At 71.4% G+C, this 13900-nt stretch carries 14 protein-coding genes; 1 reads left to right on the plus strand and 13 read right to left on the minus strand.

Annotated elements, in window-relative coordinates; translation table 11 throughout:
• The first annotated feature begins 33 nt into the window (after window positions 1–33).
• The gene (locus ACYVHQ_RS03430) at window positions 34–588 is read left to right on the plus strand and encodes a hypothetical protein (protein ID WP_460510730.1); all 555 of its coding nucleotides are present in this window, start codon (window positions 34–36) and stop codon (window positions 586–588) included.
• On the opposite strand, the gene ACYVHQ_RS03435 is transcribed toward ACYVHQ_RS03430, so the two are convergent.
• From ACYVHQ_RS03435 to thrS, 13 genes are all read right to left on the minus strand, one after another.
• Window positions 575–2878 carry a RelA/SpoT family protein gene (locus ACYVHQ_RS03435; protein ID WP_460510731.1) on the minus strand — a complete coding sequence of 768 codons (2304 nt, stop codon included), beginning with the start codon at window positions 2876–2878 and terminating at the stop codon, window positions 575–577. The two genes, ACYVHQ_RS03430 and ACYVHQ_RS03435, sit on opposite strands and share 14 nt — an antisense overlap.
• A gap of 49 nt (window positions 2879–2927) precedes the next feature.
• Window positions 2928–3275 (minus strand): rhodanese-like domain-containing protein, encoded by a 348-nt coding sequence (locus tag ACYVHQ_RS03440; protein ID WP_460510732.1) that lies wholly within the window; start codon window positions 3273–3275, stop codon window positions 2928–2930.
• A complete protein-coding gene (secF, locus tag ACYVHQ_RS03445) occupies window positions 3272–4285 on the minus strand; it encodes a protein translocase subunit SecF (RefSeq protein ID WP_460510733.1) in 1014 nt (337 codons plus the stop codon). Before secF ends, ACYVHQ_RS03440 begins: the two co-directional genes overlap by 4 nt.
• Complete coding sequence (secD, locus tag ACYVHQ_RS03450; protein ID WP_460510734.1) at window positions 4285–6054, minus strand: protein translocase subunit SecD; 1770 nt, start codon at window positions 6052–6054, stop codon at window positions 4285–4287. The genes secF and secD overlap by 1 nt, the downstream gene beginning before the upstream one ends.
• Before the next feature lie 94 nt (window positions 6055–6148).
• Complete coding sequence (gene yajC, locus ACYVHQ_RS03455) at window positions 6149–6529, minus strand: preprotein translocase subunit YajC (protein WP_460510735.1); 381 nt, start codon at window positions 6527–6529, stop codon at window positions 6149–6151.
• Window positions 6530–6628: 99 nt separating this feature from the next.
• Window positions 6629–7660, minus strand: coding sequence for a Holliday junction branch migration DNA helicase RuvB (ruvB, locus tag ACYVHQ_RS03460; protein WP_460510736.1), 1032 nt, complete (start codon window positions 7658–7660; stop codon window positions 6629–6631).
• Window positions 7657–8289, minus strand: coding sequence for a Holliday junction branch migration protein RuvA (gene ruvA / locus ACYVHQ_RS03465; protein WP_460510737.1), 633 nt, complete (start codon window positions 8287–8289; stop codon window positions 7657–7659). Before ruvA ends, ruvB begins: the two co-directional genes overlap by 4 nt.
• Entirely contained in the window at window positions 8286–8864 is a 579-nt protein-coding gene (ruvC, locus tag ACYVHQ_RS03470) for a crossover junction endodeoxyribonuclease RuvC (protein WP_460510738.1), read from the minus strand. The genes ruvA and ruvC overlap by 4 nt, the downstream gene beginning before the upstream one ends.
• 10 nt (window positions 8865–8874) lie before the next feature.
• Window positions 8875–9639, minus strand: coding sequence for a YebC/PmpR family DNA-binding transcriptional regulator (locus ACYVHQ_RS03475; protein WP_460510739.1), 765 nt, complete (start codon window positions 9637–9639; stop codon window positions 8875–8877).
• A 63-nt stretch (window positions 9640–9702) separates the two neighbouring features.
• A complete protein-coding gene (gene pdxT / locus ACYVHQ_RS03480) occupies window positions 9703–10323 on the minus strand; it encodes a pyridoxal 5'-phosphate synthase glutaminase subunit PdxT (protein ID WP_460510740.1) in 621 nt (206 codons plus the stop codon).
• Entirely contained in the window at window positions 10313–11239 is a 927-nt protein-coding gene (gene pdxS, locus ACYVHQ_RS03485) for a pyridoxal 5'-phosphate synthase lyase subunit PdxS (protein WP_460510741.1), read from the minus strand. The genes pdxT and pdxS overlap by 11 nt, the downstream gene beginning before the upstream one ends.
• Before the next feature lie 8 nt (window positions 11240–11247).
• Window positions 11248–11838, minus strand: a complete 591-nt coding sequence (locus ACYVHQ_RS03490; protein WP_460510742.1) for an HIT family protein — start codon at window positions 11836–11838, stop codon at window positions 11248–11250.
• Between the two features lie 2 nt (window positions 11839–11840).
• Window positions 11841–13865 carry a threonine--tRNA ligase gene (gene thrS, locus ACYVHQ_RS03495; RefSeq protein WP_460511232.1) on the minus strand — a complete coding sequence of 675 codons (2025 nt, stop codon included), beginning with the start codon at window positions 13863–13865 and terminating at the stop codon, window positions 11841–11843.
• Between the last annotated feature and the right edge of the window lie 35 nt (window positions 13866–13900).

Consider the following 13900-nt stretch of genomic DNA (forward strand, 5'->3'; position numbering starts at 1 on the left):
CCCGCGCCTGTGGCGTTCCGGCGACACTGGGGCATGCCCTCTCCGCTCGGACTCGCCGCCCCCGTCGACCTGCCGGAGGTCGAGCTCCGCGTCCTCGAGCGCGAGGGCGTCGTCTTCCGCAGCGGACCGAGCTGGTCGTCCGTGGCCGAGCTCGACGGGCCGGGGTTGCGCCTCCGGTCGCTCCGCGTCCTCCTGCCCGCGGGCGTCGCGGCCGCCCGCAGGACGGCCGCCTGGGTCTGGGGCGCCCGCGGCAGCTGCCCCGACCTCGTCGAGGCGTGCGTCGACATCGGTCGGCGTCCCGGGCTGCAGCTGAGCGGGGTGCGCATCAGCGAGGTCGTCCTCGAGGAGGGCGATCTCGTGCGGCACGGGGCGGACGCAGTGACCAGCGTGCGCCGCACGACGCTCGACCTGCTCCGGGGCGACGCGTGGGGCGCCCCCGACGTCGAGCTCGTCACGCGCCTGGTGACCGACCACGCGCTGGACCCGACGGCCCTGCGCGCGAGCCTCGTGGCCCGGCGACGCCTCCCTCACAAGCGACGCGCGCTCACCCGGCTCGACGAGGTCGGGGCCCGGCTCACCCCGCGCTGACGCGGTACACGTCGTAGACCGCGTCGATGCGACGCACGGCGTTGAGCACGCGGTCGAGGTGGGTGGTGTCCCCCATCTCGAACACGAAACGGCTCACGGCGAGGCGCTCGTGCGACGTCGACACGGTCGCGGACAGGATGTTCACGTGGTGCTCGGAGAGCACCCTCGTGACGTCCGAGAGCAGGCCGCTCCGGTCGAGGGCCTCGATCTGGATCTGGACGAGGAACACGCTCTTCGACGAGGGCGCCCACTCCACCTCGATCATGCGCTCCGGCTCGGCCATGAGCCCCTGCACGTTGTGGCACGTGGCCTGGTGGACGCTGACGCCCTGGCCCCGCGTGACGAACCCCACGATCTGGTCCCCCGGCACGGGGGTGCAGCACTTGGCGAGCTTCACGAGGATGTCGGGCGCACCGCGCACCAGCACGCCGGAGTCGCTGTTGCGCAGAGGGCGCGCCCGACCCTGGCTCGGGAACTCGAACTCGCCCTCGTCGACCTCGTTCTGCTGCTGTACCGCGGCGAGGATCTTCTCGAGCACGGACTGCGTCGAGATGTGCCCCTCGCCGACGGCCGCGTAGAGGCTGGACACGTCGTCGTACCTCATCGCGGACGCGACCTCGGAGATCGAGTCCTGGCTCATGAGCTTCTGCAGCGGCAGGTTCTGCTTGCGCATCGCCCGCGCGATGGCGTCCTTGCCCTGTTCGATCGCCTCGTCGCGGCGCTCCTTCGTGAACCACTGCCGGATCTTGTTCCGCGCGCGGGGGCTCTTGACGAAGGTCAGCCAGTCCTGGCTGGGCCCGCTGTCGGGGTTCTTCGACGTGAAGACCTCGACGACGTCGCCGCTCGACAGCGAGCTCTCGAGCGGGACGAGCCGGCCGTTGACCTTCGCGCCCATGGTCCGGTGCCCGACCTCGGTGTGCACGGCGTAGGCGAAGTCGACGGGCGTCGCCCCGGACGGGAGGCCGATCACCTTGCCCTGGGGCGTGAAGACGTAGACCTCCTTCGCGCCGATCTCGAACCGGAGGCTGTCGAGGAACTCCCCGGGGTCGCTCGTCTCGGCCTGCCAGTCGGAGATGTGCGCCAGCCAGGCCATGTCGGTCTCGGTCTGCGGGCCGGTCACGGAGTCGTCGCGACCGCCGTTCATGCGCTGCTTGTACTTCCAGTGGGCGGCGACGCCGAACTCGGCGCGCTGGTGCATCTCGTGCGTGCGGATCTGGATCTCGACCGCACGGCCCTTGGGGCCGATGACCGTCGTGTGCAACGACTGGTACAGGTTGAACTTCGGGGTGGCGATGTAGTCCTTGAACCGACCCGGCACGGGGTTCCAGCGGGCGTGGATCGAACCGAGCACGGCGTAGCAGTCGCGCAGCGAGTTGACGAGCACGCGGATGCCGACGAGGTCGTAGATCTCGTCGAACTCGCGACCCCGCACGATCATCTTCTGGTAGATCGAGTAGTACTGCTTCGGGCGCCCGACGACCTCGCCACGGATCTTGGCCGACTTGAGGTCGCCCTTGACGGCGTTGATCACGTTCTGGACGAACTGCTCCCGCTGCGGCGTGCGCTGCTTCACGAGGCTGTCGATCTCGACGTACAGCTTGGGGTGCAGGACGGCGAAGCTGAGGTCCTCGAGCTCCCACTTGATCGTCTGGATGCCCAACCGGTGCGCGAGGGGCGCGTAGATCTCGAGCGTCTCGGTGGCCTTGCGGGTCGCCGAGGCCGACTCGACGAACCCCCAGGTGCGTGCGTTGTGCAGGCGGTCCGCGAGCTTGATGACGAGCACCCGGATGTCCTTCGACATGGCGACGACCATCTTGCGGACGGTCTCGGCCTGGGCGCTGTCGCCGTACTTCAGCTTGTCGAGCTTCGTGACGCCGTCGACCAGCATCGCGATCTCGTCGCCGAAGTCGCGGCGGAGCACGTCGAGCGTGTAGTCGGTGTCCTCGACGGTGTCGTGCAGGAGCGCCGCGGCGATCGTCTTGGAGCCGATCCCGAGGTCGGCGAGGATCTGCGCGACCGCGACGGGGTGCGTGATGTAGGGCTCGCCGCTCTTGCGGAGCTGCCCCGAGTGCGCCCGCTCGGCCACCGAGTAGGCGCGCTCGATGAGCAGGAGGTCGGCCTTGGGATGGTGGGCACGGACCGTCTTCACGAGGCGGTCGACCGCCCCGGCCGGCTGGCTGCGCGAGAACAGGCGGGGCAGGAGGGTGCGGAGCGACGCGGTCTGCGGGGCCTGCGCGACCGTGAGGTCGCCCTGCCCGGCACCCGGGGGCGTGGTCGTGGTCTCGGTCATCGCCGCAGCTCGCTCTCGTCTCGGGACAGGACCACGCTAGTCGACGGCGTCAGCCGACCGAGGGCGTGCGCCCGTCCTCGCTCGTCAGTTCGCCCTGGGCGTCACGCCACGCGAGCATCCCGCCCTCCACGTTCACGGCGCGGAGCCCGGCGCGGCGGAGGGCGGCCGTCGCGCGGGCGCTGCGCACGCCCGCGTGGCACACGACCAGCACCTCGCCGGACGTCGGCACCTCATCGACGCGGGACCCGAGCTCCGAGAGGGGCAGCAGCTGCGCCTGGGGCGCGTGCCCCGCGTCCCACTCGTCCTGCTCCCGCACGTCCACCAGGGGGACCCCGCCGCGGACGAGCTCGATCGCCTCGGCGGCCGTGACCGCGTCGCGGCCCTCGGGCGCGGTCACGAGGCGTCCGTCCGGACCGGTGCGCGGCCGTCGCCGGCGGCACGCCGCTCGAGCTTCCGGGCGTCCTGCTCGCGCACCTCGGGCTCGCGCATCCGCAGCGTCGCGTAGAGGGGCGACGCGATGAAGATCGTCGAATAGGTGCCCACCAGGATGCCGATGAACAACGCGAGGGCGATGTCGCGCAGCGTGCCCGCGCCGAGGATGAACGCCCCGATGAACAGGATGCCCGCGACGGGCAGGAGCGCCACGACGGACGTGTTGATCGAACGGACCAGGGTCTGGTTGACGGCGAGGTTGACCGAGTCCGCGAAGGTGCGCCTGCTCGCGTCGCCGTCCTCGGCGGTGTTCTCCCGGATCTTGTCGAAGACCACGACCGTGTCGTAGAGCGAGTAGCCCAGGATCGTGAGGAAGCCGATCACGGCCGCGGGCGTCACCTCGAAGCCGATGATCCCGTAGATGCCCGCCGTGAGCACGAGGTCGTGCAGCAGCGCCACCATGGCCGCCACCGACATCTTCCAGGTGCGGAAGTAGAGCATCATCCCGACGAAGGCGAGCACGAGGAAGATCCCGAGGCCCTTCAGGGCCTGCCCGGTGATGTCCTGACCCCAGGAGGCGCCGATGTAGGACGCGGTCACGCGGTCGTCGGGCACGTCGTAGGCGGTCGCCAGCGCGTCCGCCACGTCGTTGTTCTGGGCCGGCTCGAGCTGTGACGTCTGGATGCGGACGGTGTCGCCGCCGACGATCGACACGCGCGGCGACGAGGCCGGGACGATGCCCTCGACGGTGTCCGTGGCCAGCTGCTGGTCGAGCTCGGCGGGCTGGGCCACCTGGAACTCGGAACCGCCCGTGAACTCGATGCCGAAGTGGAACCCGCCCCGCAGGAAGGGCACGGTGAGGCTCAGCACGACCGCCACGAGGGCGATGAGGTACCAGGTGCGCCGTCGACCGACGATGTCGACCGAACGGGCCCCCGTGTACAGGTCGTTGCCGAAGGTGCCGAAGCTGGCCATCAGGAGTCCTTCCCCTCGGTGCGGGCGGTGTCGCCCGTGGTCTGGGCGACGGTGCCGCCCTGCTGCTCGGCCGCTCGACGCTCGGCGATGGTCTGCCGCTTGACGGCCTCGCGGCCACCGGCGCCCTTGCGGGTCGGTTCCGGTGCACGGAAGTGCGCACGGCCCCGGTAGACGGCCCCCAGGGCCCGCGGGTCCAGTCCGCTCAGGCGGTGCCCGTCGCCGAAGAAGCGGGTCCGGGCGATCAGCTGGAGCATCGGGTGCGTGAAGAGCGCGACGACGACGAGGTCGATCAGGGTCGTGATGCCCAGCGTGAGGGCGAAGCCACGGACGTTGCCGACGGCGACGACGAAGAGCGTGATCGCGGCGAGGAAGTTGACCGTGTCGGAGGCGAGGATCGTGCGGAAGGCGCGCTTCCAGCCCGACTCGACGGCGGACTCGAGGATCTTGCCGTCGCGCAGCTCGTCCCGGATGCGCTCGAAGTAGACGATGAACGAGTCGGCCGTGATCCCGATGGCCACGATGAGCCCGGCGACCCCCGCCAGCGACAGGCGGTACCCCTCCCGCCAGGACAGGATCGCGATGACGAGGTAGGTCAGCGTCGCGGCGATGATCAACGACAGCACCGTCACGAACGCCAGTGCCCGGTACTGGGCCAGCGAGTACACGACGACGAGGATCAGGCCGATCAGTCCGGCGATGAGGCCGGACGCCAGCTGCGTGGAACCGAGGGTCGCCGAGATGTTCTCGTTGCTCTGCACGGTGAAGGCGATCGGCAGCGCGCCGAACTTCAGCTGGTCGGCGAGGACCTTCGCGCTCTCCTGCGTGAACGTGCCGGTGATCTGCGCACGGCCGTCCGTGATGGCGGAGTTCGTGCTGGGCGCGGTGATGACGCGGTCGTCGAGCGTGATGGCGAACTGGTTCTGGGGCGGCTGCTGCGTCACGAGGCGCGACGTGACGTCCGAGAACTGCCGCGAGCCGGTGCCGTCGAACTGGATGTTGACGGCCCACTGGCCCGTGGACTGGCCCTGGGCGTTGGTCGCGAGGCCGGAGGTGGCGTCGCTGATCGTGCTGCCCTCGACCTCGACGGGGCCGAGGATGAACTTCGACGTGCCGTCGGTCGAGCAGGTCACGAGCGGCTGGTCCGCCCGGGCGCCGGTGAGGTCGTTGTCCGCGGCGCAGTCGTAGTTCGCGTAGACGTCGGCGAGCTGCTCGGTGATCCAGGCGGGGTCCGAGGCGCTCGTCGGGCTGGCCGTGGGCGTGCTGTTCAGCTCGGGGTCGGGCGTCGCGGCCGTGGGAGCCGGCGAGGCGGTCGCACCGTCACCCTCGCCGCCGACGGCGGCACTGCTCACGGCCTCGGTGAAGAGCACGGGACGGAAGGTCAGCTGCGCGGCGGCCTCGATGCGCTCGAGCGTCTCGTTGTCGGGCCGCCCGGGGATCGACACGACGACGTTCTGCGCCCCCTGCGTCGTGATCTCGGCCTCGGAGACGCCCCCGGCGTCGACGCGCTGTCGGATGATCGAGACGGCCTGCTGGAGCTGCTGCGAGGACACGGAGTCGCCGTCCTCCAGCTGGGCGGCGAGCGTGATCTGCGTCCCGCCCTGGAGGTCGAGCGCGAGCTCGGGCACCCAGCTGGCGCCCGACCACCACCCCTCGCGACCGCTGTCGTTCAGGGCCGTGGCACCGCCGTTGAGGAGCGCGAGCCCCGCGAGGACGATCAACAACCAGGTGAGCGAACGAAGGGCTTTCTTGACCGGCGTCGATCGTGCCACGGAGGTACTCAGCTTTCTCGGTGAGGCGCGTGCCGGACAGGCACGCGTCGTGGACCGCACCGGGCCTCCTGACGACCCGGCACGACCACGCGGGTCAGTCGTTCTTCTTGTCGGCCTCGGTCGAGGCGGGGTACGTCGCGTCGCGGTCGACGGACGCGGGCGAGGCCCCCGCCGTCGCGTCGAGGCCGTCCTCGTCGAGGGGCTCCTCGACCACGACGGGCTCGACGACCCGGCCGAGCGTCTGACGGTGCACCTTGACGACGGTGCCGGGTGCGACCTCGACCTCGGCGACGTTCGTCTCGTCGTCGATCGACACCACGGTGCCGTAGAGGCCGAAGGAGAGCATGACCTCGACGCCGGGCACGAGCTTGGACTGGAGGTCGGCCTGCTGCTGGTCGCGCTTCTTCTTGTTGCGGAACATGAAGAAGACCAGGACGACCAGGAGGCCGATCATGATGAGGGTTGCCGGATCCATGGCAGGACCTTTCGCTCGGGGTGCGCCCTCGCGGGACGCCGGGGATCGGTGCTCAGCGCCAGGACGCCGGGACGGCGTGCGCTGCGAAGTCTCGAGCGATCATAGGCCATCGTCGAAGAGCGCTGCTGGGCCGCCCGGCGGGGTGAGGCCGAAGTGCTGCCAGGCCCGCGGGGTCGCCACGCGTCCCCGGGGCGTCCGGGTGAACAGGCCCACCCGGACGAGGAAGGGCTCCACGACCGACTCGATGGTGTCGGCCTCCTCCCCCACGGAGACGGCGAGCGTGCTGAGGCCGACGGGCCCGCCGCCGAACCGCGTGAGGACCGTCTCGACCACCGCGCGGTCGAGCCGGTCGAGCCCGAGGGCGTCGACGTCGTAGAGGTCGAGGGCCTCCCGGACGGTCGCGAGGTCGGCGTCCCGCCCGTGCACGAGGGCGTAGTCGCGCACGCGGCGCAGGAGGCGGTTGGCGATGCGCGGCGTGCCCCGGCAGCGTCCGGCGATCTCAGCGAGGGCGTCGCCCCCGATGGGGACGTCCAGGAGCGCCGCGGCGCGACGGAGCACCTCGGCGAGCTCGACCTCGTCGTAGAACTCGAGGTGCGCCGTGAAGCCGAAGCGGTCACGGAGCGGGTTGGGCAGCAGTCCGCTGCGGGTCGTCGCGCCGACCAGGGTGAAGGGGGACAGCTCGAGCGGCACGCTCGTCGCCCCGGCCCCCTTGCCGACCATGATGTCGATCCGGTAGTCCTCCATGGCGAGGTAGAGCATCTCCTCCGCCGAGCGGGCCATGCGGTGGATCTCGTCGATGAAGAGCACCTCGCCGGGCAGGAGCGACGAGAGCACGGCCGCGAGGTCCCCCGCGTGCTGGATCGCCGGCCCGGACGACATGCGCAGCGGTCGCTGCCCCTCGTGGGCCACGATCATGGCGAGCGTGGTCTTGCCGAGCCCGGGGGGACCCGCCAGGAGGATGTGGTCCGGCGTGCGGCCCTGGAGCGTCGCGGCACGCAGCAGCAGCTCGAGCTGACCACGGACCTTCTTCTGCCCCACGAACTCGTCCAGCGAGGCGGGCCGGAGGGCCCCCTCGAAGGCGAGCTCCGCCTCGCTCTCGGGCTCCGGACGCGTGATGTCGTCAGCGCTCATCGGGCACCGGCGGCGCGACGGGCACCGGCGGACGACGGTTGCTGGGGGCCGAGGCGGGTGAGCGCGGCGCGGAGCAGCGCGGGCACCGACGTCGGCGCCACCTCGAGGCCCGAGACGACCTCGTCGACGGCGGTCGTCGCGTCGCGCTCGGACCAGCCGAGGCCGACCAGGGCGACGACGACGTCGGCCGAGGCGGAGGACGCCGTCGTCACGGAGGGCGCGGTCGGTGCGGGGTCGAGCTTCCCGGCGAGCTGCAGCACGATGAGCTTGGCCGTCTTCGGACCGATGCCGCTGACCCGGCGGAAGGCGGCGTCGTCCTCGTCGGCCACGGCCTGCGCGACCATGGCGGGCGTGAGGGTCGAGAGGACGCCCTGCGCGGACTTCGGACCGACGCCCGTGACGCCGCGGAGCAGGTCGAACACCTCGAGCTCGTCGACCTCGGCGAAGCCGAAGAGCGAGAGGTCGTCCTCGCGGACGATCAGGGCCGTGTGCAGCAGGACCGTGCTGCCGGGCACCAGGGTGAGGGCGAGCTGCGGGGTGACGCCCACCCGGAGGCCCACTCCCCCGACCTCGACGACGGCCGTCGTGCCGGAGGCGGACAGCACGGTGCCGCGGACGCTCGAGATCATGCCCCCAGCCTAGGAGTCCGAGCGGACGTCTCGGCGTCCCGCCACGCACGCTGCGCGGGCGTGAGGGCGGCGCCGGTCGAGCCCGCGGCGGCTGGGGAGCCGCGACGCCAGGCGTGGCAGATCGCGAGGGCCAGGGCGTCGGCGGCGTCGGCCGGCCGTGGTGCCTCGGCCAGCCCGAGCAGGCGAGCGACCATCGCCCCGACCTGCGCCTTGTCGGCGCTGCCGTACCCCGTCACCGCCGCCTTGACCTCGGAGGGCGTGTGCAGGGCGACCGGGATGCCCCGCTCGGCTGCGGCACGGAGCGCCAGCCCGCTGACCTGTGCCGTGCCCATGACGGTGCGGACGTTGGCCTGGGCGAAGACGCGCTCGACCGCCATGGCGTCCGGGGCGTGCTCGTCGACGAGCGCCTCGATGCCCCGGGCGACCGTCAGGAGGCGCTCCTCGAGGGGCATCGACGCGGGCGTGCGCACGACGTCCACGGCGACGAGCGTCGCGCGACGCCGGGCGTCGACCTCGACGACTCCCACGCCGCAGCGGGTCAGCCCCGGGTCGACCCCCAGCACCCGGAGCGCCACCGGCGGCCGACTACTCGTCGTCGTCGTCGAGCGCGGCCTGGACGTCGGCGGGGACCTCGTAGTTCGCGTAGACGTTCTGGACGTCGTCGTCGTCGTCGAGCGCGTCGATGAGGCGGAACACCTTGCGCGCCGTCTCGAGGTCGACCTCGATCTTGAGGCCGGGCACGAACTCGACGTCGGCCGAGTCGTAGTCGATGCCGGCCTCCTGCAGCGCCGAGCGAGCGGGCACGAGCTCGGAGGCCTCGGTCACGATCTCGAAGCCCTCGCCCCGGTCGGTGACCTCTTCGGCACCGGCGTCGAGCACGGCTTCCATGACGGCGTCCTCGGTGAGGTCGTCGGTCTTCATGACCGCGATGACGCCCTTGCGGCTGAAGTTGTACGAGACGCTGCCCGGGTCGGCCATCGTGCCGCCGTTGCGCGACATGATCGTGCGGACGTTGGCGGCGGCGCGGTTCTTGTTGTCGGTGAGGCACTCGACGAGGAGCGCGACGCCGTTGGGGCCGTAGCCCTCGTACATGATGGTCTGGTAGTCGACCGACTCGCCCGACAGCCCGGCACCGCGCTTGATGGCACGGTCGATGTTGTCGTTGGGGACGGAGGTCTTCTTCGCCTTCTGCACCGCGTCGACGAGCGTCGGGTTGCCCGACATGTCGGCACCGCCCTGCTTGGCCGCGACCTCGATGTTCTTGATGAGCTTCGCGAACGACTTGGCACGTCGCTGGTCGATGACGGCCTTCTTGTGCTTGGTCGTGGCCCACTTGGAATGCCCGGACACGGTGCTCCTCACTTGCTGATGACGATGCCGACCATGCTAGCCGACGGGGGCGTGGCGGCCGGGTCAGCGGGCGGCGCGCGCCCGGGCCTTGTCGAGGAACCGCTGGTGGAAGCGGTAGTCGGCCGTCACCTCGGGGTGGAAGGAGGTGCCCAGGAGGGCGCCCTGCTCGACGGCCACGACGCGGCCGTCGTCGAGCGTGCCGACGGCGGTCGCGGCCGCCCCGACCTCGGCGACCACGGGGGCCCGGATGAACACCGCGTGCACCGGCGGCCCGTCGAGGACGGGCACGTCGAGGTCGGTCTCGAAGGAGTCGTTCTGGTTGCCGAAGGCGTTGCGGCGCACGGCGACGTCGAGGCCCCCGATGGTGCGCTGGCCCGGGGTGCCGTCGACGATGCGGTCGGCCAGCATGATGAGCCCGGCGCACGTGCCGTACACGGGCAGGCCGTCGTCGATGGCCTCTCGCAGGGGCCCGGCCAGGCCGAACGTGCGCGAGAGCTTGTCCATCACGGTCGACTCGCCGCCCGGGATGACCAGGCCGTCGACCCCGGCCAGCTCCTCCGGCCGCCGGACGGGCACGGCCTCGGCGCCGAGGGACGAGAGGACGCGCAGGTGCTCGCGGACGTCCCCCTGCAGGGCGAGCACGCCCACCCGGGGCGTGCTCGACCCGGAGCTGCTACCAGCCACGCTCGGCGAGGCGGTGCGGTGCGGGGAGGTCGGGGACGTTGATGCCCACCATGGCCTCGCCCAGGCCGCGCGACGCGTCGGCGATCACGGCGGGGTCGTCGTGGAAGGTCGTGGCACGGACGATGGCGGCGGCGCGCTTCGCGGGGTCGCCCGACTTGAAGATGCCAGACCCGACGAAGACGCCGTCGGCGCCGAGCTGCATCATGAGGGCGGCGTCGGCGGGCGTGGCCACGCCACCGGCCGTGAAGAGGACGACGGGGAGCGTGCCGGTCTCGGCGATCTCCTTGACGAGCTCGTAGGGCGCCTGCAGCTCCTTCGCGGCGACGTAGAGCTCGTCGGCCTGGAGCCCGCGCAGCTGCGCGATCTCCTTCTTGATGGTGCGGATGTGCTTCGTCGCCTCCGAGACGTCGCCCGTGCCGGCCTCGCCCTTCGAGCGGATCATGGCCGCGCCCTCGGTGACGCGGCGCAGGGCCTCGCCGAGGTTCGTGGCACCGCAGACGAAGGGCACCGTGAACTGCCACTTGTCGATGTGGTTGACGTAGTCGGCGGGGCTGAGCACCTCGGACTCGTCGACGTAGTCCACGCCGAGGCTCTGCAGCACCTGTGCCTCGACGAAGTGGCCGATGCGGGCCTTGGCCATGACCGGGATCGAGACCGCGTCGACGATGCCCTGGATCATGTCGGGGTCGCTCATGCGGGCCACGCCGCCCTGCGAGCGGATGTCGGCGGGGACGCGCTCGAGCGCCATGACGGCGACGGCGCCGGCGTCCTCCGCGATCTTGGCCTGCTCGACGTCGACGACGTCCATGATGACGCCGCCCTTGAGCATCTCGGCGAGGCCGCGCTTGACGCGGTCGGAGCCGATCGTCGAGGTCTGGCCGGTGGTGGACTCGGGGGCGTGGGTGCTGTCGGTCATGATGCCTCTCAGTGTAGATCCGTCGGGGCGCCGCCGGTGGCCGTCCCGTCGGTCCCCGGCCACGCCTCGGCCACGGCCTGCCGCACCTCGCCCAGCAGCTGGGTCACGGCCTTCGTGCGGGCGACGATCGGGAAGAAGTTGGAGTCGCCCGCGTACCGAGGGACGACGTGCTGGTGCAGGTGCTCGGCGATGCCGGCGCCGCCGACCTGGCCCTGGTTCATGCCGAGGTTGAAGCCCTGCGCGTGCGACACCTCGCGGAGCACCCGCATGGACACCTGCGTCAGCGACGCCATCTCGGCGACCTCGGCCGCGGTGGCCAGGTCGTACGTGGACACGTGGCGGTACGGGCAGACCAGCAGGTGCCCCGGGTTGTAGGGGAAGAGGTTGAGCAGGACGAAGGCGTGCTCACCCCGGGCGACGATGAGCGCCTCGTCGTCGGAGCGCCCGGGGGCCGCGCAGAACGGGCAGTCGTCGTCGTGCGCGGCCTGCCCCCGTCCGACGTAGACGGCCCGGTGGGGCGTCCAGAGGCGCTGGAAGGCATCGGGCACGCCGGCGAAGTCGGCGACGCCCTCCACCCCGGCGCCGTCGCCGGCGGACACGGTCAGACCTGCGCCTTCGTCTCGATCGCGGCCACGATCTTGGCGACGGCCTCGTCGACGGGCACGCCGTTCTCCTGGGTGCCGTCGCGGTACCGGAAGCTGACGGCGCCCGCGGCCCGGTCGTCGTCGCCGGCGATGAGCTGGAACGGGACCTTCGCCTTGGTGTGCGTGCGGATCTTCTTCGGCATGCGGTCGTCGCTGTGGTCGACCTGGGCCCGGACCCCGGCGGCCCGCAGCTTCGCGACGACCTCGTCGAGGTAGGGGCCGTACTCCTCGGCGACGGGGATGGCCACGACCTGCACGGGCGAGAGCCAGACGGGGAAGGCACCCGCGTAGTGCTCGACGAGCACGCCGAAGAACCGCTCGATCGACCCGAAGAGGGCACGGTGGATCATGACCGGGCGCTGACGGGAACCGTCCGCGGCCGCGTACTCGAGCTCGAAGCGCTCGGGCAGGTTGAAGTCGAGCTGCACGGTGGACATCTGCCAGGTGCGACCGATGGCGTCGCGGGCCTGGACGCTGATCTTGGGCCCGTAGAAGGCCGCGCCGCCCGGGTCGGGGACGAGCTCGAGGCCGCTCGCCTCGGCCACCTCGCGGAGGGTGGTCGTGGCCTCGTCCCAGACGTCGTCGTCGCCGACGTACTTCGACGGGTCCTTCGTGGAGAGCTCGAGGTAGAAGTCGTCGAGGCCGTAGTCGCGCAGGAGGGACAGCACGAAGTCGAGCGTGCTGGTCAGCTCCTCCTTCATCTTCTCGCGCGTCGTGAAGATGTGGGCGTCGTCCTGGGTCATGCCGCGCACGCGCGTCAGCCCGTGGATGACGCCGGACTTCTCGTTGCGGTACACGGTGCCGAACTCGAACAGGCGCATCGGCAGGTCGCGGTAGGACCGCGGCTGCGAACGGTAGGCGAGGATGTGCATCGGGCAGTTCATGGGCTTGAGGTAGTAGTCGGCGCCCTGGCGCGTCACCTCGCCCTCCTCGTTGCGGGCCTCGTCGAGCTTCATGGCCGGGAACATGCCGTCGGCGTACCAGCCGAGGTGGCCGGAGGTCTCGTAGAGGGACGACTTCGTGATGTGGGGGGTGTAGACGAACTCGTAGCCCTCGGCCTCGTGGCGCCGGCGGGAGTAGTCCTCCATCTCGCGCCGGACGACGCCGCCCTTCGGGTGGAAGATCGCCAGCCCGGACCCGATCTCGTCGGGGAACGAGAAGAGGTCGAGCTCGGCGCCGAGCTTGCGGTGGTCGCGCTTGGCGGCCTCCTCGAGGCGCAGCTGGTAGGCGCGCAGCTCGTCCTTCGTGGGCCACGCGGTGCCGTAGACGCGCTGCAGCTGGGGGTTCTTCTCGGAGCCGCGCCAGTAGGCGGCGGCCACGCGCAGCAGCTTGGTGGCGTTGCCGAGCACGCGCGTCGAGGGCACGTGCGGGCCGCGGCAGAGGTCGCTCCAGATCACGTCGCCGCTCTTCGGGTCGACGTTGTCGTAGATGGTGAGCTCGGCCCCGCCGACCTCGACGGACTCGCCGTCGTCGCCGAGCTCGTCGGAGCCGCCGCCCTTGAGGCCGATGAGCTCGAGCTTGAAGGGCTCGTCGGCGAGCTCCTCGCGGGCCTCGGCCTCGGTCACGACGCGACGCACGAAGCGCTGCCCCTGGCGGATGATCCGCTCCATGCCCTTCTCGATGGCCTTGAGGTCGTCGGGGGTGAAGGGCTCGGCGACGTCGAAGTCGTAGTAGAAGCCGTCGGTGACGGGCGGGCCGATGCCGAGCCGCGCCTCCGGGTTGATCCCCTGGACGGCCTGGGCCAGGACGTGCGCGGCCGAGTGGCGGAGCACGGCGAGCCCGTCGGCCGACCCGATCGTCACGGGCTCGGCGACGTCACCGGGGACCAGCGCCGAGGCGAGGTCGCGGAGCTCGCCCCCGACGCGGAGCGCGACGACGGAGCGATCGGTGAAGAGCTCGGTGCCGGTCGTCGGCGTCGTGACCTCGACCGGTCCGAGCTCGGCGGCGGGGGTGGACTCGGGGCTGGACGGTGCAGGCACGATGGGACGGCTCCTGGGGGTCGAGGGACGTCCCAGCT

Source organism: Frigoribacterium salinisoli (assembly GCF_054781095.1).